The organism is Curtobacterium sp. Curtsp57 (assembly GCF_047324335.1).
Lineage (GTDB): Bacteria > Actinomycetota > Actinomycetes > Actinomycetales > Microbacteriaceae > Curtobacterium.
The window spans coordinates 1,146,748-1,172,558 of record NZ_CP168511.1 but is presented as its reverse complement, the minus strand read 5'-3'; the positions used below and the strand labels follow the sequence as shown (position 1 = coordinate 1,172,558).

General features: G+C 70.4%; 24 protein-coding genes. 15 read left to right on the top strand and 9 right to left on the bottom strand.

The genetic code is table 11. From position 1 onward, the window contains the following. The first annotated feature begins 24 nt into the window (after nucleotides 1-24). Both ettA and ACEN9V_RS05485 read left to right on the top strand, forming a co-directional pair. The gene (ettA, locus tag ACEN9V_RS05490; protein WP_281267320.1) at nucleotides 25-1,710 is read left to right on the top strand and encodes an energy-dependent translational throttle protein EttA; all 1,686 of its coding nucleotides are present in this window, start codon (nucleotides 25-27) and stop codon (nucleotides 1,708-1,710) included. 7 nt (nucleotides 1,711-1,717) lie between these two features. Then, entirely contained in the window at nucleotides 1,718-2,200 is a 483-nt protein-coding gene (locus ACEN9V_RS05485; RefSeq protein ID WP_413602449.1) for an acyl-CoA thioesterase, read from the top strand. A 30-nt stretch (nucleotides 2,201-2,230) separates the two neighbouring features. Here the strand turns inward: ACEN9V_RS05485 and ACEN9V_RS05480 are convergent, their stop codons facing one another. Further along, entirely contained in the window at nucleotides 2,231-3,094 is an 864-nt protein-coding gene (locus tag ACEN9V_RS05480) for an acyl-CoA thioesterase (protein WP_413602448.1), read from the bottom strand. Between the two features lie 46 nt (nucleotides 3,095-3,140). On the opposite strand from ACEN9V_RS05480, the gene ACEN9V_RS05475 reads away from it, so the two are divergent. Together ACEN9V_RS05475 and ACEN9V_RS05470 are read left to right on the top strand one after the other, a co-directional pair. Beyond that, nucleotides 3,141-3,842 carry a hypothetical protein gene (locus ACEN9V_RS05475; RefSeq protein ID WP_413602447.1) on the top strand — a complete coding sequence of 234 codons (702 nt, stop codon included), beginning with the start codon at nucleotides 3,141-3,143 and terminating at the stop codon, nucleotides 3,840-3,842. Nucleotides 3,843-3,891: 49 nt separating this feature from the next. Then, nucleotides 3,892-4,734, top strand: a complete 843-nt coding sequence (locus tag ACEN9V_RS05470; RefSeq protein ID WP_413602446.1) for an NAD-dependent epimerase/dehydratase family protein — start codon at nucleotides 3,892-3,894, stop codon at nucleotides 4,732-4,734. 64 nt (nucleotides 4,735-4,798) lie between these two features. Here ACEN9V_RS05470 and ACEN9V_RS05465 read toward each other — a convergent pair whose 3' ends face one another. The 4 genes from ACEN9V_RS05465 to pepN form a co-directional block, all read right to left on the bottom strand. Then, nucleotides 4,799-6,301, bottom strand: coding sequence for a chitinase (locus ACEN9V_RS05465; RefSeq protein ID WP_413602445.1), 1,503 nt, complete (start codon nucleotides 6,299-6,301; stop codon nucleotides 4,799-4,801). A 124-nt stretch (nucleotides 6,302-6,425) separates the two neighbouring features. Then, nucleotides 6,426-6,896: a globin gene (locus ACEN9V_RS05460; protein ID WP_413602444.1), complete on the bottom strand. Its 471-nt coding sequence runs from the start codon at nucleotides 6,894-6,896 to the stop codon at nucleotides 6,426-6,428. Beyond that, on the bottom strand, nucleotides 6,893-7,957 hold the full coding sequence (locus tag ACEN9V_RS05455; RefSeq protein WP_413602443.1) for a mechanosensitive ion channel family protein: 1,065 nt from the start codon (nucleotides 7,955-7,957) through the stop codon (nucleotides 6,893-6,895). The genes ACEN9V_RS05460 and ACEN9V_RS05455 overlap by 4 nt, the downstream gene beginning before the upstream one ends. 71 nt (nucleotides 7,958-8,028) lie before the next feature. Then, the gene (gene pepN / locus ACEN9V_RS05450; RefSeq protein WP_413602442.1) at nucleotides 8,029-10,608 is read right to left on the bottom strand and encodes an aminopeptidase N; all 2,580 of its coding nucleotides are present in this window, start codon (nucleotides 10,606-10,608) and stop codon (nucleotides 8,029-8,031) included. A 122-nt stretch (nucleotides 10,609-10,730) separates the two neighbouring features. Between pepN and ACEN9V_RS05445 the strand changes: the two genes are divergently transcribed. Continuing rightward, nucleotides 10,731-11,375, top strand: a complete 645-nt coding sequence (locus ACEN9V_RS05445; protein WP_413602441.1) for a DsbA family protein — start codon at nucleotides 10,731-10,733, stop codon at nucleotides 11,373-11,375. Nucleotides 11,376-11,386: 11 nt separating this feature from the next. On the opposite strand, the gene ACEN9V_RS05440 is transcribed toward ACEN9V_RS05445, so the two are convergent. Further along, on the bottom strand, nucleotides 11,387-11,923 hold the full coding sequence (locus tag ACEN9V_RS05440) for an N-acetyltransferase family protein (protein ID WP_413602440.1): 537 nt from the start codon (nucleotides 11,921-11,923) through the stop codon (nucleotides 11,387-11,389). On the opposite strand from ACEN9V_RS05440, the gene ACEN9V_RS05435 reads away from it, so the two are divergent. From ACEN9V_RS05435 to ACEN9V_RS05425, 3 genes are read left to right on the top strand one after another with little or no spacing between them, the layout of a single operon-like run. Beyond that, nucleotides 11,922-12,542, top strand: a complete 621-nt coding sequence (locus ACEN9V_RS05435; protein WP_413602439.1) for a helix-turn-helix domain-containing protein — start codon at nucleotides 11,922-11,924, stop codon at nucleotides 12,540-12,542. The two genes, ACEN9V_RS05440 and ACEN9V_RS05435, sit on opposite strands and share 2 nt — an antisense overlap. Before the next feature lie 9 nt (nucleotides 12,543-12,551). Further along, on the top strand, nucleotides 12,552-13,049 hold the full coding sequence (locus tag ACEN9V_RS05430) for a ribose-5-phosphate isomerase (RefSeq protein WP_281267331.1): 498 nt from the start codon (nucleotides 12,552-12,554) through the stop codon (nucleotides 13,047-13,049). A gap of 9 nt (nucleotides 13,050-13,058) precedes the next feature. Further along, nucleotides 13,059-13,988 (top strand): Fpg/Nei family DNA glycosylase, encoded by a 930-nt coding sequence (locus tag ACEN9V_RS05425; protein WP_413602438.1) that lies wholly within the window; start codon nucleotides 13,059-13,061, stop codon nucleotides 13,986-13,988. 7 nt (nucleotides 13,989-13,995) lie between these two features. Here the strand turns inward: ACEN9V_RS05425 and ACEN9V_RS05420 are convergent, their stop codons facing one another. Continuing rightward, nucleotides 13,996-15,465: an amidohydrolase gene (locus ACEN9V_RS05420; protein WP_413602437.1), complete on the bottom strand. Its 1,470-nt coding sequence runs from the start codon at nucleotides 15,463-15,465 to the stop codon at nucleotides 13,996-13,998. Further along, nucleotides 15,462-16,088, bottom strand: a complete 627-nt coding sequence (locus tag ACEN9V_RS05415) for an FMN-binding negative transcriptional regulator (RefSeq protein ID WP_413602436.1) — start codon at nucleotides 16,086-16,088, stop codon at nucleotides 15,462-15,464. Before ACEN9V_RS05415 ends, ACEN9V_RS05420 begins: the two co-directional genes overlap by 4 nt. 159 nt (nucleotides 16,089-16,247) lie before the next feature. Between ACEN9V_RS05415 and ACEN9V_RS05410 the strand changes: the two genes are divergently transcribed. Genes ACEN9V_RS05410 through ACEN9V_RS05380 form a run of 7 tightly spaced genes read left to right on the top strand, consistent with a single transcriptional unit; the run spans nucleotide 16,248 to nucleotide 24,749 of the window. Then, nucleotides 16,248-17,840 carry a peptide ABC transporter substrate-binding protein gene (locus ACEN9V_RS05410; RefSeq protein ID WP_413602435.1) on the top strand — a complete coding sequence of 531 codons (1,593 nt, stop codon included), beginning with the start codon at nucleotides 16,248-16,250 and terminating at the stop codon, nucleotides 17,838-17,840. A gap of 8 nt (nucleotides 17,841-17,848) precedes the next feature. Continuing rightward, on the top strand, nucleotides 17,849-19,246 hold the full coding sequence (locus ACEN9V_RS05405) for a M14 family zinc carboxypeptidase (protein ID WP_413602434.1): 1,398 nt from the start codon (nucleotides 17,849-17,851) through the stop codon (nucleotides 19,244-19,246). Next, complete coding sequence (locus tag ACEN9V_RS05400; protein ID WP_402729203.1) at nucleotides 19,246-20,187, top strand: ABC transporter permease; 942 nt, start codon at nucleotides 19,246-19,248, stop codon at nucleotides 20,185-20,187. The genes ACEN9V_RS05405 and ACEN9V_RS05400 overlap by 1 nt, the downstream gene beginning before the upstream one ends. After that, the gene (locus tag ACEN9V_RS05395; protein WP_413602433.1) at nucleotides 20,184-21,074 is read left to right on the top strand and encodes an ABC transporter permease; all 891 of its coding nucleotides are present in this window, start codon (nucleotides 20,184-20,186) and stop codon (nucleotides 21,072-21,074) included. The genes ACEN9V_RS05400 and ACEN9V_RS05395 overlap by 4 nt, the downstream gene beginning before the upstream one ends. 44 nt (nucleotides 21,075-21,118) lie before the next feature. After that, nucleotides 21,119-22,537 carry a serine hydrolase gene (locus ACEN9V_RS05390; RefSeq protein ID WP_413602432.1) on the top strand — a complete coding sequence of 473 codons (1,419 nt, stop codon included), beginning with the start codon at nucleotides 21,119-21,121 and terminating at the stop codon, nucleotides 22,535-22,537. Next, nucleotides 22,534-23,100 (top strand): GbsR/MarR family transcriptional regulator, encoded by a 567-nt coding sequence (locus ACEN9V_RS05385; RefSeq protein WP_413602431.1) that lies wholly within the window; start codon nucleotides 22,534-22,536, stop codon nucleotides 23,098-23,100. Before ACEN9V_RS05390 ends, ACEN9V_RS05385 begins: the two co-directional genes overlap by 4 nt. Continuing rightward, entirely contained in the window at nucleotides 23,097-24,749 is a 1,653-nt protein-coding gene (locus tag ACEN9V_RS05380) for a dipeptide ABC transporter ATP-binding protein (protein WP_413602430.1), read from the top strand. Before ACEN9V_RS05385 ends, ACEN9V_RS05380 begins: the two co-directional genes overlap by 4 nt. A gap of 197 nt (nucleotides 24,750-24,946) precedes the next feature. Here the strand turns inward: ACEN9V_RS05380 and ACEN9V_RS05375 are convergent, their stop codons facing one another. Then, nucleotides 24,947-25,810, bottom strand: coding sequence for a helix-turn-helix domain-containing protein (locus ACEN9V_RS05375; protein WP_413602429.1), 864 nt, complete (start codon nucleotides 25,808-25,810; stop codon nucleotides 24,947-24,949). Nucleotide 25,811: the final 1 nt, after the last annotated feature.

Sequence of the window (25,811 nt, the reverse complement as noted above, 5' to 3'; positions counted from 1 at the left end):
CGGATCACTACACTTGACCGCGATATGGCTGAGTACATCTACCAGATGGTCCGTGCCCGCAAGGCAGTCGGCGACAAGCTGATCCTCGACGACGTCACGATGTCGTTCCTCCCCGGTGCGAAGATCGGCGTCGTGGGCCCGAACGGCGCCGGCAAGTCGACGATCCTGAAGATCATGGCCGGCCTCGACCAGCCCTCCAACGGCGAAGCGAAGCTCACGCCGGGCTTCAGCGTCGGCATCCTCATGCAGGAGCCCGAGCTCGACGAGTCGAAGACCGTGCTCGAGAACGTGCAGGAAGGCGTCGGCGAGATCCACGGCAAGATCTCCCGCTTCAACGAGATCTCCGCGCTGATGGCCGAGCCGGACGCCGACTTCGACGCGCTCCTGGCGGAGATGGGCACCCTGCAGGAAGAGATCGACGCGGCCGACGCGTGGGACCTCGACTCGCAGCTCGAGCAGGCGATGGCCGCGCTCCAGTGCCCCCCGGGGGACGAGCTCGTCACGCACCTGTCCGGTGGTGAGAAGCGTCGCGTCGCGCTCTGCAAGCTCCTGCTGCAGAAGCCGGATCTGCTCCTCCTCGACGAGCCCACCAACCACCTCGACGCCGAGAGCGTGCTCTGGCTCGAGCAGCACCTGCAGCAGTACCACGGCGCCGTCCTCGCCGTGACCCACGACCGGTACTTCCTCGACCACGTCGCCCAGTGGATCGCCGAGGTCGACCGCGGTCGTCTCTACCCGTACGAGGGCAACTACTCGACGTACCTCGAGAAGAAGCGCGCTCGCCTCGAGGTCCAGGGCAAGAAGGACGCCAAGCTCGCGAAGCGTCTGTCGTCCGAGCTCGACTGGGTGCGCAGCAACACCAAGGGCCGCCAGGCGAAGTCCAAGGCCCGTCTCGCTCGCTACGAGGAGATGGTGACGGAGGCCGAGCGCACCAGGAAGCTCGACTTCGAGGAGATCGTGATCCCCGTGGGGCCGCGTCTCGGCTCGCAGGTCATCGACGCCGAGAAGCTGCACAAGCAGTTCGGTGAGCGCGTCATCATCGACGACCTCTCCTTCACGCTCCCGCGCAACGGCATCGTCGGCGTCATCGGCCCGAACGGCGTCGGCAAGACGACCTTGTTCAAGACGATCGTCGGGCTCGAGCCCCTCGACGGCGGCACGCTGAAGATCGGTGAGACGGTCGACATCTCGTACGTCGACCAGAGCCGTGGCGGCATCGACCCGAACAAGAACCTGTGGGAGGTCGTGTCCGACGGACTCGACTACATCCAGGTCGGCAAGACCGAGATCCCGTCCCGCGCCTACGTCTCGCAGTTCGGGTTCAAGGGCCCTGACCAGCAGAAGCGTGCAGGCATCCTCTCGGGTGGTGAGCGCAACCGTCTGAACCTCGCGCTGACGCTCAAGCAGGGCGGCAACCTCCTGCTCCTCGACGAACCGACCAACGACCTCGACGTCGAGACCCTCGGTTCGCTCGAGAACGCACTGCTCGAGTACCCCGGTTGCGCCGTGGTCATCACCCACGACCGGTGGTTCCTCGACCGCATCGCGACGCACATCCTCGCGTGGGAAGGCCTGAACGAGGACGGCACGCCGAACTGGTACTGGTTCGAGGGCAACTTCGAGGCGTACGAGGAGAACAAGATCGAGCGCCTCGGTGCCGACGCGGCCAAGCCCGGTCGCGCGACGTACCGCAAGCTCACGCGGGACTGACCCGCACGTGGCCAGGCTGCACACGCCGGTCCGCATCCGCTGGAGCGACATCGACGCCTACGGGCACGTGAACAACTCCGCGATGCTCCGGCTGCTCGAAGAAGCCCGTGTGCTCGCGTTCTGGGCGCCGGATCCCGACGAGGTCGACGAGTCGGGATCCGCGCCTGAGCCGATCATCGACGGTCGGCCGGGGTCCGGCACGATGACGGTCATCGCGGCCCAGCGGCTCGAGTACCTCGCATCGACGCCGTACTTCCGACGGCCGCTCGACATCCAGCTCTGGATCGGGCACGTCGGCGGTGCGAGCCTCGACATCTCGTACGAGGTCTGGTCGCCGGCCGGCCACGAGCCCGCCGAGCTGTACACGCGGGCAACGACGACGCTGGTGATGGTCGACGCGGCCACGAACCGTCCGCGTCGCCTCACGGCCGTCGAGCGTGCGGCGTGCGAGCCGTACGTCGAACCGCCCGTCGTGTTCTCGAGGCCGTAGCCGATCCTGCCCGCCCCCGCCCGCCGTGTGTCAGCGGCGCGGGATCCGCATCATGCCCTCCTGCGCCACGCTCGCCAGCAGGCGTCCGTCGCGGGAGAACATCCGGCCGAACGCGAGACCCCGGCCGCCCTGCGCGCTCGGCGACTCCTGCGTGTACAGGATCCACTCGTCCGCGCGACCGTCCCGGTGCCACCACATCGCGTGGTCGAGGCTCGCGCTCTTCACGCCTGGGGTGCCCCAGGCGACCCCGTGCCGCCGCATGATCGGCTCCAGGATCGACAGGTCGCTCGCGTAGGCCAGCACGGCGCGGTGGAGAGCGGGATCGTCGGGCAGGTCGCCCTGCACGCGGAACCACACCGCCTGGTGGGGGACGTGCTCGCCCTGCACGTCGATGAACACCGGGCCCTCGACGTGTCGGAGGTCGATCGACCGTTCGGCCCACGCCCGTGCGACGGGGTGGTCGATCTCCGACAGGATCGACGCCGCCGAGGGGAGCGACTCCGGCTCCGGCATGCTGACGGGTAAGGGGTCCTGGTGCTCGACGCCGTCGTCCGCCGTCTGGAACGACGCGATCATCGAGAAGATCGGCGTGCCGTTCTGGTACGCCTGCGCCCGACGTGTGGCGAAGGACCGGCCGTCGTGGATGCGTTCGACGCCGAAGGTGATCGGCACGTCGATGTCGCCCGGTCGCAAGAAGTACCCGTGGATCGAGTGGATGTCGCGGCCGTCGATGGTGGCCTGCGCCGCCACGATGCACTGCGCGAGGACCTGGCCGCCGAAGACCCGGCCGCCGGGGGACCAGTGGTTCGCCCCGGTGAGGATCGTCTCGCGCGTACTCGCGCCGGTGTCCTCGAGTCGCAGGGTCCGCAGGAAGTCCGGTTCGTCGTTGACCACCCCCGCAGTCTACGAAGAGGAGCGCCCCGGTAGGATCGGACACGACATGAGCACCTCGTTCACGCTGCCCGACGCCGCCTCCCTGGGGGACCTCCGCACGTACCTCGGACGTGCCGCCCGCGTCGAGGACGGCTCCGTCCGCCTCATCGCCGACTCCGGGGTGCTCGCCGTGTACACGGCGATCCTGTACCCGCTGGGGCTGCTCGACGAGCTCCCGACGGTGCTCGGGCTCCGCACGTTCTCGCTGACCCAGCCGGCGTCGATCGACGTCGTCGTTCCCCTGGCCTCGTTCCAGGAACGCCTGCGGGTGCTCGCCGACGCGCAGGACGCCGAACACGCCGAGGGCGCGGACCCCACCCGCGCCACCCCGATCGAGGTCGAGCTGCCGCACGAGGTCCACACCGTCACCTGGGCTGCGATCTCCCCGCCGCGCGGTGGGTGGATCCCCCTGCCCGACGTCTCCGCCGAGCTCCTCCGCCGCGCAGCGAAGGCCGGCATCGACGAGGTCGCCGACGCGGTGCCGACGAACGCCGGCGACGCCGTGGTCCGCAAGATCCGGTCCGAGGTCTGGGGACGACCGATCCCGGGCGTCGAGCACGTCCCGGCCGGAGCGGGGTTCGCCGGGGAGAGCCTCGGGTTCCTCGGGCACGACCCGGTGCGGCTGTTCGAGACCGGCCCCTGGAGCCGCCTCACGACCTCGCGTGGACACGTCCTGGTGAAGCGACGCGCCTGGACCCTGGCGTCCTAGCCCCCGCAGCGCGGAGCGCCCGGCCAGCCCCCGGTGCCAGGCTGGCCGCATGCATGTGTTCCTGACCGGCGCGTCCGGCTACATCGGTTCATCCGTCCTCCGTGCACTCGTCGCCCACGGGCACGACGTCACCGCGATCGTCCGTTCCGACGAGAAGGCCAAGGCGGTCCGCGACGCGGGCGGTCGCGCGTTCGTCGAGGACGTCACCGACACCGAGGTCGTCGAGCGCCTCGCCCACGAGGCCGACGCCGTCGTGCACACCGCGTCCGCGAAGGACGTCGACGAGGCGTTCGTCCGGACGGTCCTCGAAGCGCTCACCGGGACCCCGAAGCCGTTCGTCCACACCGGCGGCATCTTCACGTTCGGCAACTCGACCGACATCTCCGAGCAGTCCCCGATCGACCCTCCGGCGATGACGTCGTGGCGCGGTGCGAACGAGGCAGTGGTCCGTGCCAGTGACGTGCGCACCACGATCGTGGCACCCGGCATCGTCTACGGGCGCGGAGCCGGTATCCCGGCGATGTTCGTCGGCGACGGCGAGCACGAGGTCCGGCTCGTCGGCGACGGGTCGCAGCGCTGGGCGACGGTCCACGTCGACGACCTCGGCGAGCTCTACGTCCTGGCGCTCGAGCGGGCGGAGCAGGACGGGTACGTGCTGGTCGCGACGGGCGACAACCCGACCGTGCGGGAGATCGCCGAAGCCGGGGCACACGGGTCGCCGATCGTCGCCGAGAGCGTGGACGCGTCCCGCGAGCGACTCGGTACCGCGTACGCGGACGCCCTGCTCATGCACCAGGAGTGCTCGGGCGCGCACGCGCGCAGCGCGTACGGCTGGAAGCCGACCCGCCCGTCACTGCTGGAGGACCTGGCGGACGGCTCGTACGTCCGCTGACGTGACCGACTGGCGGACTGGAGGCTCGTGGCGACGCCGCCACGAGCCTCCAGTCCGGTGATGGTCAGGACAGGGCGTCCAGGACCGGCCGCACCGCGTTCGCGAACGCGTAGCCGTTCGAGGCGTCCCAGTTGATCGACCAGGTCATCGCACCGCGGAGCCCGGAGTACTTCGCAGCCGGGACGAACGAGCCGCAACCGGTCCCCTTCGCGAGGCAGGTCATCGCGTTGTTCACGACACTCGGTGCGACGAAGCCGCTCCCGGCGCCGCTCGGCGAGGCGGGGAACCCGAGCCCGACCTGGTCCGCGCGCAGACCGCCCTGGAGGGACGTGCAGGCGAGCGCCGTCGCGAAGTCCACGGTGCCCTGCGCGTAGACGCCGCCGTCGCACCCGTTCATCGACCCGGAGTTGTAGTACTGCGTCTGCACGATGGTCAGGATGTCCTTGATGTTCAGCGCGAGGGCGAAGTAGTCCGATGACGTGCTGAGCATGTCGATCGTCTGCGGCGCCATCGTGATGATCATGCCGGGGTGCTTCGCCGCGACGGTGTGGAGCGCCTGCGCCATGTACGTGGGGTTCACGCCGTTCTCGAGGTCGATGTCGACCCCGTCGAACCCGAACGAGTTCATCAGGGAGTCGACGCTCGCGGCGAAGTTCGCTGCAGACGTGCTGTCGGCGACGGAGATCGTGCCGTTCTGGCCGCCGACCGAGACGATGACCTTCTGCCCGCGGGCATGGAGCGTCTGCACGTCGGACCGGAACTGCGCATCCGTGTACCCGCCGAGCTTCGTGGACAGGCCCGAGTCGACGGCGTACGTCACCGCCCCGGGCTTCGAAGCGTCGGCGTTGGCGAACGCGACGGCGACGAGGTCGTACGACTTCGGCACGTCGGCGAGGCGCAGTGCCTTCGCGCCGTTGTCGAAGTCCTGCCAGTAGCCGGTGAGCGTGTGCTTCGGCAGCTGCGCGGCCGGACCGGTGCCCGGGGTCGGTGTCGGTGTCGGAGTCGGCGTCGATGTCGGGGTCGGCGTCGGTGTCGGCGTCGGGGCGGGTGTCGACGTCGGTGTCGACGTCGGGGTGGCGCCTGCGCCGCCGGGGCCGCTCAGCACGATGTCATCGGCGAGGTAGGTGCCCTGTCCGTACCAGCCGTGCACGTACACCGTCGCGGTCGTCTGCGAGGCTCCGGTGGTGAACGTGGTGGTCAACTGCTGGTAGCCCGCTGCGGAGGTCCACGTGCTCGCGCCGGATCCGCTCTCGCCGAGGTACACGTAGCTCCCGGAAACCCATCCGGACAGGGTGTACGCCGTACTCGGCTGCACGGCGATCGTCTGCGAGCACTGTGCGGTGTCCGACGACGTCGGCGCGCCGGAGAGGGCCTTCGTGCCGGAGTGGACCGGCGTGCTGACCACGGAGGCGCCGGAGCAGACCCACCCGCTGGTGGTCCCGGTCTCGAAACCGGGGTTCGACACGAGGTTGCCGCCAGCCGCGTCGGCGATGTTCGGCAGCATGACCGCCGCGGCGATCAGGGCGGCCCCTGCGCCGACGGCTGCGAGTTTCGGAACGACCTGCATGGTTCTCCTCATGAGGCGTCGCGGCCCTCGGGAGTGGGCGCCGTGCCCGAGCCACACCATTCCGCAAGGTCATTGCGGAATGGTGTGGAGAGGTTATGACCAGTTCGGCCGGAGCGTCAAGGGGTCAGTCGAAGGTGTTCGTCATCGCGTGGGCAGCACGGTCGAGGTACGCCCACAACTCGGCTTCGTCGAGGGGCGCGAGCCCGAGTGACTCGACTGCTTCCCGCATGTGGTACAGCCAACGCTCACGGGCCGCTGACGTGATGCGGAAGGGCATGTGCCGCATCCGCAGTCGTGGGTGCCCGCGCTGCTCGCTGTAGGTGCCCGGTCCGCCCCAGTACTGCTGCAGGAAGAGCGAGAGCCGGGAGATCGCGCCCTCGAGATCGTCCTGCGGGTACATCGGCCAGATCACGTCGTCCTGCTGCACGCCGTCGTAGAAGCGCCGCACGAGGCGGTCGAACGTCGGTGCGCCGCCGATCCGGTCGAACAGGGACCCGGTCGCGGACGTCCCGCCGAGGCCGACCCGCAACGTGATCGGCTGCGCAGGCACACCGCCGGACGCACCGGAGGCGCCTGGTGTGGGGAGGTCGGTCATCGGTCGTTGTCCCTTCCGGAGTCGGGGCCGTCGGTCTCGATCGGCTGCCCGTACTGGTTGGTCTTGCGGCCGCGCCGCGGCTTCGTCGGGGCGGGCGTCGGCTGGGTCCGGACGGTGCGGAGCCCGTTGATCGAGGTCGCGTTCTCCCAGCCCTCCGGCATGATCATCGCCATCGCCGGCAGCGTCACGCCGAGCTCGTCGACGGCGTGCTTCAGCCGGATGCGGAGTTCACGCCCGACGACGTCGAGCTCGGAGGCCCGGGTCTTCACGACGAGGCGGAAGACCATGCCCGTGTCGGTGATCGACTGCAGCCCCCAGATCTCGGGCTTCTCGACGATGCGCTGCCGCCACCGGGGCTCCTGCGACATCCGCACGGCGGCAGCGAGCAGGGCGTCCTGCACGGCGTCGATGTCGGTCTCGTAGGGGACGGTGATGTCGACGAGGACCCGCGACCAGCCCTGCGAGAGGTTGCCGACGCGGAGGATCTGCCCGTTCGGGACGAACCAGAGGATCCCGTTGACGTCACGGATCTGCATGACGCGCAGTCCGACGTTCTCGACCACGCCCGTCGCGGGCCCCGTGTCCACGACGTCGCCGACCCCGGCCTGGTCCTCGAGGATCATGAAGATCCCGGAGAGGAGGTCGCGGACGATCGACTGCGCACCGACGGCGAGCCCGGCCGCGACGAGCGATGCGCCGCCCACGATGCCGGTGGCGGCACCGGGCAGGACCTGCGGGATGATCACCACGAGCGCGATGATCACGACGGCGACCGTCGCCAGGTTCTCGAGCACGCTGCCGAGCGTCCTGGTTCGCTGCACGACGCGCGCGGTCTGGATCGGCGAGGCCACGAGCGCCTGGGTGTCGGTGGATCCGTTCCGCTTCTTCACGCCGTTCACGACCCGGTCGACGACGCCCTTGATCGAGTGCCGGAGGATGATCCGGACGACGATCGCCGCGAGGACGGTGATGACGATCACGATCGGGACGTGCCAGGTCTCCACGAACTGGGTGAAGGCGTTGGAGATGAGCTTCGAGGTGTCGTCTGCAGCCAGGTTCATATCCGCTCGATGCTAGAGGGGCGGGGTGTGGCGTCCCTGGAGGAACGCCACACCCCGCCTGGCAACCGGACTCAGGCGTCGGCGGCCTGGACCCGCAGCGCACGCTCGGTGCCCGCGAGGTTCTCGGTCACGATGCGACGCAGCGCCGGGGTCTCCGGGTGTGCCTCGAGCCACGCGGTCGCGGCGTCACGGAGCTCCACCGAGGCGAGCGGCGCCGGGTAGAGCCCGGTGACGATCGTGTCGGCGATGTGGTAGCTCCGCTCGGCCCAGATGCGCGTGAGCACGTCGAAGTACTTCGGCACGAGGCCTTCGAGCACGACCGGGGAGTTGGCGTGCTGGAACCCGATGGTGGTCTGGCGCACGATGGCGTTCGGCAGCGCGTCGGAGTCGACGAGCGACGAGAACGCCGCCAGCTTTCCCTCGGCGGTGGGGATCGTCGCACGGGCCCGGGCGGCTGCCTGCTCGCCGGACGCGGTCTTGTCGGCGGCGAGCTCGGCGTCGACCTCGGCATCCGCGGCGGCACCCGCGAGCACGAGGCCCTCGAGCAGCTCCCAGCGGAGGTCGGTGTCGATCTCGAGCCCGTTCAGCGTGACCGAGCCGTCGCGCAGCCCCGTCAGCGTCGCGACGTGCTCCGGCGTCGAGGCGATCTGCGCGAAGAACTTCGCGAACTGGAACTGGGCGTCCGATCCGGCCTCTGCCGAGGACGCCAGGTTCCACAGCGTGTCGCCGACGGTGCGGACCGTGGCGTCGACCTTGGCCGGCGCGACGTAGTTCCGCGCCGTCAGGAGCAGCTGCGACAGCGTCGTGCGGATCGTCGTCGACTCGGTCTCCGTCGCGATGTTGCCCAGCACGAGTCGGACGTAGTCGCTGGCGGGCGACTCGGCATCGCGCGTGGCGTCCCACATCGCGCCCCAGACGATGGAGCGGGCGAGGGGGTTCGCGATCGCGGCGAGGTGCTCGATCGCGGTGCGTCGGGACTGCTCGTCGAGACGGATCTTGGCGTACGCCAGGTCGTCGTCGTTGAGCAGCACGAGGTCGCCGCGGTGCTGGCCGACGAGCTCGGGGACGTCCGTGCGGGCACCGTCCACGTCGATCTCGACCCGGTGCGTGCGCTCGAGCTTGCCGCCGGAGGACGCGGTGTCCGCGCCGAAGGGTGCTGCGCCGTCGGTTCCGAACGCGTACAGGCCGATGGCCAGACGGTGCGGGCGGAGCGTCGGGTGATCCGCCGGGGCTTCCTGCAGCACCGCGAAGGACGTGATCACACCGTCGGCGTCGACCTCGATCTCCGGGCGCAGCGTGTTGACGCCTGCGGTCTCGAGCCAGAGCTTCGACCACTCGCCGAGTTCGCGGCCGCTCGTGGCCTCGAGCTCGACGAGCAGGTCCTTCAGCTCCGTGTTGGAGTGGTGGTGCTTCTTGAAGTACGCGGAGACACCGGCGAAGAACGCGTCGATGCCGACCCACGCGACGAGCTGCTTGAGGACCGAGCCGCCCTTGGCGTACGTGATGCCGTCGAAGTTGACCTGGACGTCTTCGAGGTCGTTGATGGTCGCGACGATCGGGTGCGTCGAGGGGAGCTGGTCCTGGCGGTAGGCCCAGGACTTCTCCATCGCCTGGAACGTCGTCCATGCCTCGGTCCACTCGGTGGCCTCTGCGGTGGCGATCGTCGAGGCCCACTCGGCGAACGACTCGTTCAGCCAGAGGTCGTTCCACCACTTCATGGTCACGAGGTCGCCGAACCACATGTGTGCGAGCTCGTGCAGGATCGTGACGACCCGGCGCTCCTTGATGGCGTCGGTGACCTTCGAGCGGAAGACGTAGGTCTCGGTGAAGGTGACGGCGCCGGCGTTCTCCATCGCGCCCGCGTTGAACTCGGGGACGAAGAGCTGGTCGTACTTCTCGAAGGGGTACGGGACGTCGAACTTCTCTTCGTAGTACGTGAAGCCCTTGCGGGTCGTCTCGAAGACGTAGTCGGCGTCGAGGTACTCGGCGAGGGACTTGCGGGCGAAGACGCCGAGCGGGATGGTGCGTCCGTCGCTCGAGGTCAGCTCGCTGCGGACGACCTCGTACGGGCCGGCGATGAGCGCCGTGATGTAGCTCGAGATCCGGGTGGTCGCCGGGAACGCCCACGTGGCGATGTCGCCGTCGACGCGCGGTTCCGGCGTGGGGGAGTTCGAGACGACCTGCCAGCGGGACGGCGCCGTCACGGTGAAGGTGAACTCGGCCTTGAGGTCGGGCTGCTCGAACACCGCGAACATCCGGCGGGAGTCGGGCACCTCGAACTGGGAGTACAGGTAGACCTCGTCGTCGACGGGGTCGACGAACCGGTGCAGGCCTTCGCCGGTGTTCGTGTACAGCGCGTCGGCGACGACGACGAGCTCGTTCTGCTCCTGCAGGTCGGCGAGCTGGATGCGCACGCCGTCGTTCACGGCCGCGACGTCGAGCGCGGTGCCGTTCAGGGTGACCGAGTGCACGGTCTTGGTGATCGCGTCGATGAAGGTCGACGCGCCGGGCGTCGCGGTGAAGCGCACGCGGGTGGTGCTGCCGAAGCTCTCGGCGCCGCGCGTCAGGTCCAGCTCGACGTCGTACGACTGGACGTCGACGATCGCCGCACGTTCCTGGGCTTCGATTCTGGTGAGGTTCTCTCCGGGCACGGACGCTCCAACTTCGCTGCGGCGCGGACGATCGATGTCCGCGCATCGGTGGCCCCGCCCGGCGTCGTGCACCGGCGGAACATGTCGGAGCCAGCCTAGCGAGCACGCGTACGCTCGCACCCGTGACCGACACGACTGTGGACAACACCCCGACGACGCCGACCGCTGTGGACTTCTGGTTCGACCCGAACTGTCCGTGGGCGTGGATGACCAGCCGCTGGGTGGGCGAGGTCGAGGGGCAGCGTCCGCTCGACGTGTCGTGGCACGTGATGAGCCTGTACGTCCTCAACGAGCACCAGGACGTGCCCGAGGACTACAAGGAGCGGCTCGCACGGGGGCAGGTGTACCCGCGACTGGTGACCGCCGCGCGGCTCCGGCTCGGCGACGACATCGTGAAGCCGCTCTACGACGCGCTCGGCGAGCACATCCACCACCGTCAGGAGGACGACCCCACAGTGGTCGTCCCCGCGGTCCTCGAGGAGCTCGGCCTCGACGCCGACCTCGCCGAGTACGCCTGGAGCGACGAGGTCGACGCCGCGACGCGCGAGAGCCACCGTGACGGCATCGAGCGCGTCGGGCAGGACGTCGGCACGCCGGTCATCGCCGTCGAGGGCACCGCGTTCTTCGGCCCCGTCATCTCCCCGGCGCCGAAGGGGCAGCAGGCGCTCGACCTCTGGGACGGGGTCGTCGCGGCCGCCCGGTACCCGGGCTTCTTCGAGCTGAAGCGTTCCCGCACCGTCGGTCCGATCTTCGACACGGCCGGCTGAGCACCCGGTCGTCAGGACAGCGGGAGTCGCATCAGCGTCAGGTCGAGCCACCGGTCGAACTTGCGTCCGACCTCCGGCAGCACCGCCACGACCTCGAACCCGAGGCGCTCGTGCAGGGCGATCGACCCGGTGTTGGCACTGCAGATGCCGGCCATCATCACGTGCAGGTCCCGCTGCCGCGCATGGGCCACGAGTGCGCGCATGAGCACGGACGCGATGCCACGTCCCCGGAACGCCGGCAGCACGTAGACGCTGTGCTCGACCGTGTGCCGGTACCCGTCGTGCGGGCGGAACGGCCCGTACGTCACGTAGCCGGCGACCTCTCCGTCCACCTCGGCCACGAACACCGGCAACCCGGCGGCGCGGCGGTCCGACAGCCACGTGTCGAACCACGACCGCGGGTTCGGTGCGTCCTGCCAGATCGCCGTCGTGTGCAGCACGGCGTCGACGTGCAGCGCGTGGACGACGTCCAGATCGCGGGGCTCGCAGTCGCGGACGAGCACGTCCGACGCCGAGGACCCACCATTCGTCGCATATGCTGTCGCCATGTCTCAGATGGTAGACGACGATCGAGTGCTCGGTGAACGTCTCCGCGCACTCCGCGACGAGCGCCGCTGGAGCCTGACGGAGCTGGCCGAGGAGTCCGGCGTCTCGCGCGCGATGATCAACCGTGTCGAGCGCGGGGTGTCGAGTCCGACCGCGACGATCCTCGGCCGCCTGTCCGGGGCGTTCGGCCTGACGATCTCGCAGTTGCTCGACGAGCGTGGAGCCGACGGCGGACGACCGGGCGAGGTGCCGGAGTCCGGCAGCCCCGAGGACGCGACCGGCGTCCAACGCGGCGCGACCGCCGACCACTGGACCGACCCCGAGACCGGGTACCGCCGCCGTCCCGTGTCGAGCGCGGAGTTCCCCGTTGACGTCACCGAGGTGCGCCTCCCGGCCGGTGCGTCCGTGACCTACCCGGCGTCGGCGTACGCGTTCCTGCGGCACTGCATCTGGGTCGTCGACGGCGAGCTCGGGCTCGTCGTCGGCGGTGAGCCGACGGTCCTCGCGGCGGGGGACCGGATCGAGCTGGGCGACCCGGCCGAGGTGACCTACCGGAACGACACCGAGGACGAGTGCCGGTACCTCGTGGTGGTGGCGAGGGGCGCTCGCAGCCGGGAATAGGATCGGATCATGCGCATCCACCTCGGAACGGACCACGCCGGCCTCGAGTTCTCGAAGACCCTCGCCGACCACCTCGCCGAGGCGGGTCACGAGGTCGTGGACCACGGCCCGACCGAGTACGACGCGCTCGACGACTACCCCTCGTTCTGCATCAACGCCGCGCACGCGGTCGTGCAGGACCAGATGGCCGGCGTGCAGGCGCTCGGCGTCGTGTTCGGCGGTTCCGGCAACGGCGAGCAGATCGCCGCGAACAAGGTCGCGGGCGTCCGGGCGGCGCTGGTGTGGAACGAGTCCACCGCGCTCCTCGCCCGCCAGCACAACGACGCGAACGTCATCTCGATCGGTGCCCGTCAGCACACCGAGGCCGAGGTCATCGACTTCGTCGACCTGTTCATCGCGGAGCCGTTCTCGGGCGAAGAGCGCCACGCCCGCCGCATCGCGCAGCTCGCCGAGTACGAGCAGACGGGGCACATCGCCGGTAAGCAGATCGACGGCGCGGCCGAGTAGACAGGGACCATGCCCGAGGGTCACTCCGTCCACCGCATCGCCAACCAGTTCACCCGGCACTTCGTCGGCAAGCGTTGCGAGGTGTCGAGTCCGCAGGGGCGGTTCGCCGCCGGTGCCGCGAAGATCGACGGCAAGCGCATGGTCGCTGCCCGGGCCGTCGGCAAGCAGATGTTCCTCGAGTTCGAGGACGACCTGTTCCTCCGCGTCCACCTCGGCCTGTACGGGGCGTGGGACTTCGCGGGCATGGTCTCCTCCGCCGAGCAGCTGTCCGAGGACGGCGACGGCGAGGAGTCGCTGACGTCGATCGGCGCGCCGCGACTCGCCCGCTACCGGATGGCCGAGCAGGAGAAGGTCGAGGACCCGATCGAGTCCTTCCCGCCGGACCCCGTCGGGCAGGTCCGCGTGCGGCTCCTCACCGAGGACACCGTCGCCGACCTCCGCGGACCCACCGCCTGCGTCGTGGAGACCCCTGCCGAGGTCCAGAAGGCGCTCGACAAGCTCGGCCCCGACCCGATCAACGACGACGGCCCCGAGGCGGAGAAGACCTTCGTCGAGAACGTCCGGAAGCGGAACGTCGCGATCGGGCAACTCCTCATGGACCAGGCCGTGGTGAGCGGCATCGGCAACATCTACCGTGCCGAGCTGCTGTTCCGGCAGCGGATCGACCCGTACAAGCCCGGCAAGCAGATCACCGTCAAGCAGGCGAAGGCGCTCTGGGCGGACTGGTCGACGCTGTTGCACGACGGCGTCCGTGACGGCCTGATGATGACGATGGACGGCCTGTCCGAGGCGGAGCTCACGAAGGCCCGCCGCTCCCGGAAGGACCGGCACTGGGTGTACCACCGCCAGGGCGAGCCGTGCCGGGTGTGCGGCACCGAGATCCGGATGGCCGACATGGCCGGCCGGAAGCTCTACTGGTGCCCGAAGGACCAGAAGTAGCGCTCGGTCACAGGTCGCGGTGGGTCCACCGTCCAGCGATGGCAGTGGCGAGCACGGGCATCTCCCGCAGCTGGGCAGAGGACGCCGCGAGCGGGTCGGCCGCGACGAGGACGAGGTCGGCGACGTCCCCGACCGACACCCCGACACGACCGTCGGTCGAGCCGGTCCAGGCGGCCAGAGCCGACATGCGCTCCGACGGGTGCCATGGCTCCCGGCCGTCCCGGTCCCGCCCCACGGCGGCGGCGAGCGACACCCACGGGTCGAGGGGCGCCACCGGGGCGTCCGACCCGAGCAGCACCCGGGCGCCGGCCCTGGCGAGTGACGCGAACGCGAACGCCCGATCGGTCGAGCCCGCCCAGTAGCGGTCGGCGATGTCGCGGTCGTCCATGGCGTGCTCCGGCTGCACGGACGCGGCGACCCCGAGCCGAGCGAACCGGTCGACGTCCGTGTCCGCGAGCAGCTGGGCGTGCTCGATCGTCCCGCGGGCGCCGACCGCCTCGAACACGTCGAGCGCGAGGGTGTTCGCCCGGTCGCCGATCGCGTGGATCGCGGGCACGAGTCCGGCGGACACGGCTCGCCGGGTGATCGCCACGAGCTCCTCGAACTCCCATGCGAGCACCCCCTCGCCGGTCGCCATCGCCGCGGTCCTGGTGCCGAGCGACCCGTCCGTCACGACCTTGAACGGCCCCATCGTGAGCAGGCCCCTGGTGCCAGGAGCGACGTCGCCGGTGCGCAGCCCCCGGGCGATCACGTCGTCGAGTTCGACGGGGTAGACGCCGGACGACACCCGCAGCGCGTCGGTACCGCCGCGGATCCGGCGGACCCAGCGGTCGAACCCGAAGCGCATCTCGAGGTCGACGATGCTCGTCAGCCCTCGTGCCGCGCCGGCCTCCACCGCGTCGGCGACGTACCCGTCGAGCACGGCGTCCGGCACCTGCGACAACGCACCCGTCACGTCGAACGCGTCCTGTTCGCGGAGGACCCCGTCCTCGTCGGCCGCGAGCGGCCGACCGAGGGCCTCGGCGAAGTGGGCGAGAGCGAGCGCGTTGCACCAGACCGCGTGCAGGTCACCGCTGATGACGACCGCCGGGAGGCCCGGTGCGGCCTGGTCGAGCAGCTCGCGTCGGGCAGGGCGGGGCCACATCCCGTCGCGGTAGCCGTGGCCGATGAGGACCGGGTCCGAGACACCGGTGCGCGCGACCTCGGCCAGCAGGTCTGCCGTGGCCTCGGCGCTGTCGCACGCCGAGACGTCGACGCGCCGACGGACGAGCGCCCACTGGTCGAAGTGCGTGTGGTGGTCGCGGAGCCCTGGTCCGAGCCAGGCGCCGCCGGCTTCGACGACGTCGGTGTCCGGGCCGGACGGGTCGACGGTGCCGGCAGGTGCGATCGCGACGACGACGCCGTCGCGGACCAGCACGTCAGCCGGTGCCCCCGCCGTGCCGATGCGGCGGACGGTGCGGAGCAGGACCTCGGTCACGCGTGGCCACCGCCCCGGACGCGCTCCATCTCGTCGGCGAGCGCCGGCGAGGCGTAGGGGCCGTCGCCGCGGAGCCCGGCGATGACGTCGTCGACGACCTCTGGTGCCTTGTTCTGGGACAGCTTCGCGCGGGCGTCGAACCGGGTGACCCGGATGCGGATGCCCACGGTGCCCTTCGCGATGCGCCTGGCGGTCTCCTCGTCGACGTCGAGCGACACCGGCTCCGGCATCTCGCGCTCGAAGTGGTCGACCAGTTCGCCGAGGACGCGGAAGTTCTCCTCGTCGGACAGGATCTCCGGCGTGCCCCAGAGGTGCGCCGTGACGTGGTTCCAGGTCGGCACGAACTGCTCGGCGGGGTACCAGGCGGGGGAGACGTAGCCGTGCGGCCCCTGCACGACGACGAGGACCTCGTGCTCGCCGAGTTCGTGGGCCTGCTCGTCGGGGCGGCCCACGTGCGACACGAGGACGATCTCGTCGTCCGACGCCTCCTCGAGCAGGAACGGGTAGTGCGACGCGACGAGCCCCGCTGCGGTGTGGGACACGATCGTCGCCCACGGGTTCCCGCGGACGAGCCGCTTGACGTCGTCGACGTCGGTCATCAGGAAGTGGGGCGTGTGTCGCATGCTCGCCAGCGTTGCACAGGAGCCCCCGTCAGCGCGACAGGTGTCGTTTCCCGAGTGTTTCAGAACGGTAAAAGTTTCAGAGTTCATTGAAAGAAGCATTGCCTCGTGGTCACGAGCGGGCCTAGCTTCACTCATCAACGACGACCCGAGGAGAACTTCATGCGACGCAGGACGATCGCCGCGCTGGCCGCGGCGGCCACGGTGGCACTGGTGGCGACCGGCTGTTCGGCAAGCGGCACCGCCGACTCGGGCTCCGGCTCTGGCGGCTCCCTGGTGTACGCGACGGGCGAGCCCGACCACCTGACCCCCGGGCGACAGACCGTCGCCTTCGACCAGGTGATGAGCTTGTTCGCCCCGCTGACGCAGACCGACGCGAAGGGCGAGCTCCACGACGTCGCCGCGAAGAGCGTCGAGAGCGACGACGCCACCACGTGGACGATCACCCTCCGCGACGGCTGGAAGTTCCAGAACGGCGAGACGGTCACGCCCGAGAGCTACGTCAAGGCGTGGAACCACGTCGCCTACGGCCCGAACGCATGGGAGAACAGCGGGCAGCTCGCCTCGATCGTCGGCTACACCGACCTGAACCCGGCCTCCGGGACGCCGAAGACCAAGGAGATGTCGGGCCTGAAGATCACGGGCGACGACACCTTCACGGTGACCCTGACCCACGCGGACAGCCAGTTCCCGCTGCAGCTCAGCCAGGCGCAGACGGCGTTCTACCCGATGCCCGACGCCGCATACGACGACATGAAGGCGTACGACAAGAAGCCGATCGGCAACGGTCCCTACGAGATGACGAAGGCGTGGAAGGCGGACCAGGAGTTCACCGTCTCCGCATGGAAGGGCTACGAGGGCACGAAGCCCACCACCCCGAACGTCACCTTCCGCAGCTACTCGGACATGAACACCGCCTACACCGACGTGCTCGCCGGGAACGCGGACGTGCTGTTCCTGCCGACCGACAAGATGACGAGCGCGAAGGCCGACTTCGGCGACAAGCTGCACTCGTTCGACGCACCCGGCATCGACTACCTCGGCTTCCCGCTCTGGGACGAGCGGTACTCGAACCCGGACGTCCGCCGCGCGATCTCGATGTCGATCAACCGCGAGCAGGTCAACAAGGCGATCTACGGTGGCCTGTACGACCCCGCCACGGCGCTCACCCCGCCGTCGATGTCCGGCACCGAGGAGGGCATCTGCGGTGACGCCTGCGAGTTCGACCCGGCGGCTGCCAAGAAGCTCCTGGCCTCGGCCGGCGGCTTCGACGGCACGATCACGCTCGTCTACCCGGGCGGCAACGGCCTCGACTCGCTGTACCAGGCGTACGCGAACCAGATCCGCCAGAACCTCGGCGTCGACACCGAGGCGAAGGCCACCACCGACTGGGCGTCGTACTACTCGGAGCTCACCGACAAGAAGATCGAGGGCCCGCACTTCGGACACTGGGGTGCGCTCTACATCAGCCAGCAGAACACCCTCCGGGCGCTCTTCACGACCGCAGGCGGCTGCTCGCCCTGCACCGGGTACTACCAGAGCGACGAGGTCGACTCACTGCTCGCGAAGGCGGACTCCGCCGGGTCGCAGGCCGAGGCGAACGAGTACTACACGCAGACGCAACAGGCGGTCCTGCAGGACTTCCCGATCGTGCCGACCTTCTTCGACAAGTACTCGTACGTCACCAGCGACAAGATCGCGAAGCTCCCCGCGGTGGCCGGCAGCCCGGTCATCGCGCAGATCGCCGTGAAGTAGGGCACCACATGGACCGCGACACCATCCTCCGCCTCGTGACCGAGGTCCCCGACCACGACGGCTTCCCGCTCGTCGACGACCTGCACGCCCGGTTCGACGCGCTCGCCGCGGCCCACCCGGACCAGGTCACGGTCACCCGCATCGGGACGAGCCGGCTCGGTGAGCCGCTCCACAGCTACCGCATCGGTTCCGGGTCGCACGCCGCCGTCATCGTCGGCGGCGTGCACCCGAACGAACCGATCGGCTCGTGGACCGCGCTGCACCTGGCGTCGACGATGCTCGAGGACCCGGTGGCAGCGGCCGCGCTCGACGTCACCTGGCACATCGTCCCGACGATCGACCCGGACGGGATGCGACTCAACGAGGCGTGGTTCCACGACCCGCACGACCGGGTGTTCTACTCGCGGCACTTCTACCGGCCGGCTCCGGACAGCCAGGTGGAGTGGACGTTCCCGAACAGCTACAAGTCGGTGTACTTCGACCAGGTGCTGCCCGAGACGCTCGCGTTCATGCGCCTCATCGACGACACCGAGCCCGACCTGCTCGTGTCACTGCACAACGGCGAGATGGGCGGCGTCTACTACTACCTCTCCGAGGACCTCCCCGACGTGATCGACGTGCTGCACGCCGTCCCGGAGTCGCTCGGGCTGCCGCTCGACACCGGGGAGCCCGAGTCGCCGTTCCTCCGCGAACTCGCCCCGGCGGTGTTCGCGATGGACGGCATCGAGACGGCGTACGACTACCTCGAAGGGCTCGGCGTCGACCCGGGCGAGCACATCCACGGGGCGTCGAGCGCGTCGTGGGCGATGCGGCACGGCGCCCTGTGCATGGTCGCGGAACTGCCGTACTGGAGCCACCCCGACGCGGACGACCAGACGCCGACGGACGAGTCGTACGCCGACCTGCTCCGACGCTGTGCTGACGAGCTCGGCGCGTCGGGGACGGAGCTGCAGGAGATCCTCGACCTGGCGTCGCCGATGACCACGATCGAGACGCCGTTCCTCGAGGGGTCGCGGGCGTTCGTCCCGATGCTCCTCTCCGGCCCGGAGACCGACCGCGCCCGGGCTGATCGTGAGCCGGCCGACCGGATGGCCACCGTCGCCGAGCGCTTCGGCTGCGAGGACCTGGTCCGCTGCTTCCGCCTCCGCTACGGGGGCATGCTGCTGCGGGCGCTCGAGGCGGAGACGACCGCAGGCACGGCATCGGCGCCGCTCCGGCGGCTCCGGGACCGGCTCGCCGAGCGCTACGCGCTCTGGCAGGCGGACGCGGTGACCGGCGCGGAACCGATCCCGGTGGGCAAGCTGGTGGGCGTGCAGTACGGGGCGATCCTCGCCTGCGCCGCGCACGTGGCGGACCCGACCCGAGCCTCCCGTCCGGTGTCCGCGTCCATCTCGGGAGGCTCGTGATGCGTCCGACGCTCACCGTCGGCCGCCGCCTCGGCGGCCTGGTGATCGTGTTCCTCGGGGTGACGTTCCTCATCTACGCGATGACCTTCGCCCTGCCGGGTGACCCGATCCGAGCGCTCGGTGGGGACCGACCGCTCAGCGACTCGGTCGTCCGGGCGCTGCGCGCCGAGTACCACCTCGACCAACCGCTCTGGCTGCAGTACCTGCAGTACCTCGGCGGGCTGTTCCGCGGGGACTTCGGCACCGACTTCAACGGCCAGTCGGTCGGGGAGCAGATGGCCTCCCGCTGGCCGGTCACGATCACGCTGGCGCTCACCGCGTGGGCGCTCGAGATCGTCCTCGGCATCGGGCTCGGTGTGCTGTCGGCGCTCAAGCGCGGGACGGCGCTCGACAAGACGGTCCTCGTCGGCACGATCGTCGTCGGCGCGATCCCGGTGTTCGTCCTCGGCGTCGCGCTGCAGCTCGTGTTCTCGGTGCGGCTGCACTGGTTCCCGGTCGCCGGAGCCACCGCCGGCTGGCCGACCGCGTACGTCCTGCCGGCGTTCGTCATCGCGCTGTTCGGGCTCGCGGCGGTGTCCCGGCTCACCAGGACGTCGATGATCGAGACGCTCGACGCCGACTACGTCCGGACGGCCCGCGCGAAGGGACTCACGCCGGGGCGGATCGTCGGGGTGCACGTGATGCGGAACTCCCTCATCCCGACGGCCACCTACCTGGCGACGGACCTCGGGTACCTGATGGGCGGCACCGTGATCATCGAGGGCATCTTCAACCTCCCAGGCGTCGGCAACCTGCTGTTCCAGGGGATCCGGTCGCACGAGGGCGCGGTGGTCGTCGGGATCTCGACGGCGCTCATCCTCGTCTTCCTGGTCACGAGCGTGCTCGTCGACCTGCTGCACGCCGCCCTCGACCCGCGCGTCCGGACGGGAGCCGCCGCATGACCACATCAGCCATCGGTGCGACCGTCGAACCGGTCGTCGCCGCGCGACGCCGGCCCCTCGTCGCCGCAGTCCGGACCCCGGGGTTCTGGGTGCCGGCAGCGGTGCTCGCGATCGTCCTGCTCATCGCGGCCTTCCCGCAGCTGTTCGCCGGGCTCTTCGGCCACGGGGACCCCCGCGTCTGCCAACTCGGGCGGAGCGGTGCGTCCCCGACGGCCGGGCACCCGTTCGGGTTCGACCTGCAGGGGTGCGACGTGTACGCGAACGTGGTCTACGGCACCCGGTCGTCGATCGCCGTCGCCGTGCTGACCACCGTGCTCGCCGGCATGGTCGCGGTCGTCGTCGGCACCGTCGCGGGCATGGTCGGCGGATGGGTGGACGCGGTCCTCGCGCGTCTGACGGACGTGTTCCTCGGCTTCCCGTTCCTGCTCGGTGCCGTCGTCGTGCTGAACAGCGTCGGCGAGCGCTCGGTCCTGACCGTGTCGCTCGTGCTCGCGCTCTTCGGCTGGCCGACCATGGCCCGACTCGTCCGGTCGAGCGTCCGCGGCGTCCGGAACGCCGAGTTCGTGCTCGCCGCCCGCACGATGGGACTCTCCACGTGGCGCATCACGACCAGGTACGTGCTGCCGTCGTCGATCTCGCCGCTGCTCGTCCTCGCGACGATCACGATCGGTGGGGTAGTCGTGTCCGAGTCGACGCTGACCTACCTCGGCATCGGCCTCGAGAGCCCGGCGATCTCCTGGGGGCTGCAGCTCTCCGCTGCCACGAGCCAGTTCCTCCGTGCCCCGCACATGCTCATCGCTCCCGCCACGTTCCTCGCGGTCACCGTGCTCGCCGTGATCGCGCTCGGCGACACGCTGCGCGCGGCGCTCGACCCCCGACGGCGCTGAACAGGCCAGTCTTGACCCAAGTGACCAGACCTCGAGAGGACACCATGACCGACACCGCCGTCACGCTGGACGCGTACCGGAAGACCCTGCCCTACATCCGCGAGTGGGTGGCGTACAAGGTCTGGCAGCTCCGTGTGCCCGGCGTGCAGGTCGCGATCGGGTTCCGGGGCGAGGAGCTCTTGTCCGATGCCTGGGGGTACGCGGACGTCGAGGCCGGCCGCCGCCTGACCACGGACGACATCTTCCGGATCGCGTCGCACTCGAAGACCTTCACCGCGACCGCGCTCCTGCTGCTCGCGGAGCGCGGGTCCCTCCGACTCGACGACACCGTCGGCACGTACGTCCCGGCGCTGGTCGACGGTGGGTCGCCCATCGCGGACGCCACGATCCGGGAGCTCATGGAGATGGGCGCGGGCGTCATCCGCGACGGGCACGACGGCGACTACTGGTCGCTGAAGCGGCCGTTCCCGGACGAGTCGGAGCTCCTGGCGCTCGTGCTCGACCGTGGACAGAAGGTCCCGGCCGGGTCGTCGTTCAACTACTCCAACCTCGGGTACTCGTTGCTCGGGCTGGTCATCGCCGCGGTGTCGGGGAAGTCCTACAACGACTTCGTCCGAGAGGCCGTCGTCGAACCCCTGGGCCTGCGGAACACCGGCCCCGACCACGACCCCGCCCGCGAGGACGAGTTCGTCGTCGGCTACTCCGGCTTCCACGTCGCGCGCACCCGGCAGCGCATCGCCCACGTCGATACCCGGGCGATGGCCGCGGCGACCGGCTTCCACGGCACCGCCTCGGACCTGGTCCGCTACTTCTCCGCCCACGTCCTCGGCCAGGGCGACCTGCTGAGCGACCACTCGAAGCGTCTGGCGCAGCGGAAGTCGTGGAGCGCATCGGACGACGACCCGAGCGCCCGCGGCTACGGTGCCGGGTTCATCGTCGACCGCATCGGAGGTCGCGAGATCCGCGGCCACTCCGGTGGCTTCCCGGGGCACATCACGCAGTCGCTGTTCGACCCCGCGTCATCGCTCGTCGTCTCGGTGATGACCAGCGCCGCGGCCGGCCCCGCGACGCTCCTCGCGACCGGGATCGTGCACCTGCTCGACGCCGCCGCCGACACCGGCGCACCGGGAGCCGCGGTCACCGACGACGCCGTCGCCGCGAGCTACACCGGCCGGTACGCGAACCCGTGGGGCGTCACCGACGTCGCCCGGGTCGGGGACCGTCTGCTCGCGATCGACCCGTCCGGCCCGGACCCCCTCGAGTCGCCGACGCGCCTGGAGGTCGTCGACGCCGACACCCTCCGGATGACCCACGGCAACCGCTTCGGCTCCGTCGACGAGGACATCGTGTTCACCCGCGACTCCGACGGCGCGGTGACCGGCATCCGCGGGAGCGGCGGCATGAGCGAAGAGCCGTGGTCCGTCCCCGAGGAGACCCCGACGGTCGCGGCGGGCCTGGCGTGAGCAACGGCACCGAGGGGGACCGGGCCGACCACCTGCACCTCGAACCCGAGCGCCAGGCGTTCGTCGAGGAGTTCGCGATCATGCTCGCGGACGGCGCCGGCATGCCGCTCACCGATGCGAGGGTGCTCGGCTACCTCATCATGACGCGAGCCCCGTACTCGTCCTCCGCGGACCTGCAGGCAGCACTCGGCGCCAGCTCGGGATCTGTTTCGATGGCCACGAGACGGCTCGCCGACTCGGGGTTCGTGAAGCGCCACACGGTGCCGGGGGAGCGGAGCCACTTCTTCCGCGCCGAGACCGACGTGTGGGGCAGCTGGCTCGCCGGGGAGCGGAAGTACCTCGACCGGCAGCGCGACATCATCGCCCGCGGGCTCGCCGTGGTCGAGCAGGACGGACACACCGCGGCGGGGGACGTCGACGCTCCCGTGCGCGAGCGACTCCGCAACGGCCGCGACTACATGCAGTGGCTGAACGGCCACCACCACAAGATGCTCGAGGACTGGGAGGCCTTCAAGGCCGCGCGGGACACGGGCGACGACGCACCAGGAACGGGATCGCCATGACCGACCACGTGCTCGAGATCGACCACCTCACCGTCACGTTCGACGTCGACGGCGAGCGGGTCGTCGCCGTCGACGACGCGTCCTTCTCGGTCGCGCGCGGCGAGGTGGTCGCGGTCGTCGGCGAGTCCGGATCCGGGAAGAGCATGACCGCGATGACGGCGATGGGCATCGCGCCGGACGGGGCACGAGCGTCCGGTTCGGTCGTCCTCGGTGGTGTCGAGGTCCTGACCGCGAGCGAGCAACACCTCCGCGAGGTCCGCGGCCGCCGCGTGTCGATGATCTTCCAGGACCCGTCGGCCGCGCTCAACCCGGTGTTCACCATCGGGTTCCAGATCGCGGAGGCGGTCCGCCGCGCCGATCCGTCGCTCGACCGGGCCGGCGCACGCGAGCGGTCCCTCGAGCTGCTGCGCGTGGTCGAGGTCCCGGAACCCGAGCGCCGGCTGCGGCAGTACCCGCACGAACTGTCGGGAGGACAGTGCCAACGCGTGATGATCGCGATGGCGCTCGCCGCCGACCCGGAACTCCTCATCGCGGACGAGCCGACGACCGCGCTCGACGTCACCGTCCAGGCCGAGGTCCTCGACGTGCTCCGCCGGCTCCGGGATCGCACCGGCACCGCGATCCTCCTCATCACGCACGACATGGGCGTCGTCGCCGACATCGCCGACCGCGTGGTCGTGATGCGTCGTGGCCAGGTCGTCGAGACCGGGACGGCGAGCGCCGTCTTCGCGGCCCCCGCCGCCGACTACACCCGTGACCTGTTGGCCGCTGTCCCACGCATGGCCCTGCACGCACTGGAGGACCGGGTCGACCCCGCCACGTCGGTCCCGACGACCGTCCTGGACGTCCATGGCCTCGTCGTCGAGTACGGCGGTGGGTTGCGGCGGCGCTTCCGCGCCGTCGACGACGTGTCCTTCACCGTCGGACGCGGGGAGATCGTCGGCCTGGTCGGCGAGTCCGGCAGCGGCAAGACGACCATCGGGCGGGCTGCGGTCGGTCTCGCGCCGATCACCGGCGGCACGATCTCGGTGGACGGCACGGACGTCGCCGGAGCGAGCCGTGCTGCGCGTCGCACGATGCGGCAGCGTGTCGGTGTCGTCTTCCAGAACCCGCTCCGGTCGCTCAACCCCCGCTACTCGGTCGGCCAGACCGTGGCGGAGCCGCTGCGGCAGATCCTCCGGCTGTCCGCGCGGGAGACCGAGGAACGCGTCGAGCGGCTCCTGTCCGACGTCGGGCTCGACGGCGGGTTCCGCGAGCGGTTCCCGCACGAGCTCTCGGGAGGACAACGGCAACGCGTCGCCATCGCCCGCGCCGTGGCACTCGATCCGGCGCTGCTCATCGCCGACGAGCCGACGAGTGCGCTCGACGTTTCGGTCCAGGCGCGCGTGCTGGACGTGTTCCGCGAGCTCCAGGAGCGCCTCGGGTTCGCATGCCTGTTCGTGACCCACGACCTCGCAGTCGTCGACACCCTGTGCGACCGCGTCGTCGTGCTGCACCAGGGCCGTGTCGCCGAGCAGGGCACGCGCGACGACATCCTCCGCGACCCGCAGGACCCCTACACCCGCCGACTCATCCAGGCAGCCCCGGTCCCCGACCCCGAGGAACAGGCCGCCCGCCGCGCGACCCGTCTGGCCACCGCGTCCTCCTGACCCGCGCCTGCTCGCCCACCCGCGCTTGCTCGCCCACCCGCGCCTGCTCGCCTACCCGCCCCCGCTCGCCTACCCGCGCGCGCCCGCTCGCCTCAGCGCACCCCGACGCAGCCCGCCGGTTCCTGCGCGCAGGTCCTCCCTTTTCCCGATGACGGATCCGGTTCCCGAACCCCGGGCATCGGGAACCGGATCCGTCATCACCGAATCCAACGTCCCGGTCCGGCCCGGACGATGCGGTCCGCGCTGGCTTCGACCCGTGCGAGTGTCCGGCGGAGCGCCTTCACGGACCGGAACCCGAACCGTCGTGCGGCGTCGGCGGGCTCGGTGCCGAGGCGCAGCGCCGTCCTGACCTCGAGCGTCCGGAGCCACCTGGAGAACTCGTCTGGTGTCAGGCCGGTCTCCGCACGAAAGCGACGGAGGAGCGTGGACGGTGAGATGTTGGCGAGCGCGGCGAGTTCCGGCACCGTCGGCGGCGGCCCGGGTTCCGCCATGGCGTTGATGCAGCGCGTGAGGCTGTTGTCGCGGAGGACCGGTGGGCGCCACGCTGCGACGAGCGTGACGACCAGCATCCGCGCGAGGGCGTCCTGCTGTGCACCCGGCCACCGATGCGCTGCCTGTTCCGACATGTGCTGCAACGTCAGCGCGACGTCCACGTCCGCAACCGGGTGCTCGATGGTGGACACGAAGTCGGGGAGGGGGAGCGCCTCGGACGCCAGCGGTCCGAACCGCGCGCTCCCGTGGTGGACGCCCGACTTGTGGAACGGGAGGCCGAAGGAGGCGTCCGTGTCGCATACCCGTGGCGGTGGGTCATCGGCGGAACTCGTCCCGATCCATGCCGGCGCTCCCGGGGCGATGAGCGCGGCGTTTCCGCGCTGGAGCAGCTCGGTCTCGTCGCCACGCCCCACCCAGATGCTGCCGGACTGCGTGGCGATCCACAGGTGCCCGGACCGCGCCGTCGGGAAGTGGTGGGTCCAGGCGGAGTCGGGGTCTGCCTCCAGTTCGGCGCAGTACGCGACGTCGAGTCCGACCGCATCCACCAGCGCGCGGAGCGCGTCGGCCATG

What these genes read in the sequence shown, in the direction of transcription:
- ettA (WP_281267320.1), top strand. Translation starts at nt 25, where the DNA reads ATGGCTGAGTACATCTACCAGATGGTCCGTGCCCGCAAGGCAGTCGGC.
- ACEN9V_RS05440 (WP_413602440.1), bottom strand. Translation starts at nt 11,923, where the DNA reads ATGGCGACAGCATATGCGACGAATGGTGGGTCCTCGGCGTCGGACGTG.
- ACEN9V_RS05460 (WP_413602444.1), bottom strand. Translation starts at nt 6,896, where the DNA reads ATGACCGACCTCCCCACACCAGGCGCCTCCGGTGCGTCCGGCGGTGTG.
- ACEN9V_RS05430 (WP_281267331.1), top strand. Translation starts at nt 12,552, where the DNA reads ATGCGCATCCACCTCGGAACGGACCACGCCGGCCTCGAGTTCTCGAAG.
- ACEN9V_RS05465 (WP_413602445.1), bottom strand. Translation starts at nt 6,301, where the DNA reads ATGCAGGTCGTTCCGAAACTCGCAGCCGTCGGCGCAGGGGCCGCCCTG.
- ACEN9V_RS05435 (WP_413602439.1), top strand. Translation starts at nt 11,922, where the DNA reads ATGTCTCAGATGGTAGACGACGATCGAGTGCTCGGTGAACGTCTCCGC.
- ACEN9V_RS05400 (WP_402729203.1), top strand. Translation starts at nt 19,246, where the DNA reads ATGCGTCCGACGCTCACCGTCGGCCGCCGCCTCGGCGGCCTGGTGATC.
- ACEN9V_RS05380 (WP_413602430.1), top strand. Translation starts at nt 23,097, where the DNA reads ATGACCGACCACGTGCTCGAGATCGACCACCTCACCGTCACGTTCGAC.
- ACEN9V_RS05475 (WP_413602447.1), top strand. Translation starts at nt 3,141, where the DNA reads ATGAGCACCTCGTTCACGCTGCCCGACGCCGCCTCCCTGGGGGACCTC.
- ACEN9V_RS05425 (WP_413602438.1), top strand. Translation starts at nt 13,059, where the DNA reads ATGCCCGAGGGTCACTCCGTCCACCGCATCGCCAACCAGTTCACCCGG.
- ACEN9V_RS05410 (WP_413602435.1), top strand. Translation starts at nt 16,248, where the DNA reads ATGCGACGCAGGACGATCGCCGCGCTGGCCGCGGCGGCCACGGTGGCA.
- ACEN9V_RS05405 (WP_413602434.1), top strand. Translation starts at nt 17,849, where the DNA reads ATGGACCGCGACACCATCCTCCGCCTCGTGACCGAGGTCCCCGACCAC.
- ACEN9V_RS05375 (WP_413602429.1), bottom strand. Translation starts at nt 25,810, where the DNA reads ATGGCCGACGCGCTCCGCGCGCTGGTGGATGCGGTCGGACTCGACGTC.
- ACEN9V_RS05395 (WP_413602433.1), top strand. Translation starts at nt 20,184, where the DNA reads ATGACCACATCAGCCATCGGTGCGACCGTCGAACCGGTCGTCGCCGCG.
- ACEN9V_RS05470 (WP_413602446.1), top strand. Translation starts at nt 3,892, where the DNA reads ATGCATGTGTTCCTGACCGGCGCGTCCGGCTACATCGGTTCATCCGTC.
- ACEN9V_RS05415 (WP_413602436.1), bottom strand. Translation starts at nt 16,088, where the DNA reads ATGCGACACACGCCCCACTTCCTGATGACCGACGTCGACGACGTCAAG.
- ACEN9V_RS05390 (WP_413602432.1), top strand. Translation starts at nt 21,119, where the DNA reads ATGACCGACACCGCCGTCACGCTGGACGCGTACCGGAAGACCCTGCCC.
- ACEN9V_RS05455 (WP_413602443.1), bottom strand. Translation starts at nt 7,957, where the DNA reads ATGAACCTGGCTGCAGACGACACCTCGAAGCTCATCTCCAACGCCTTC.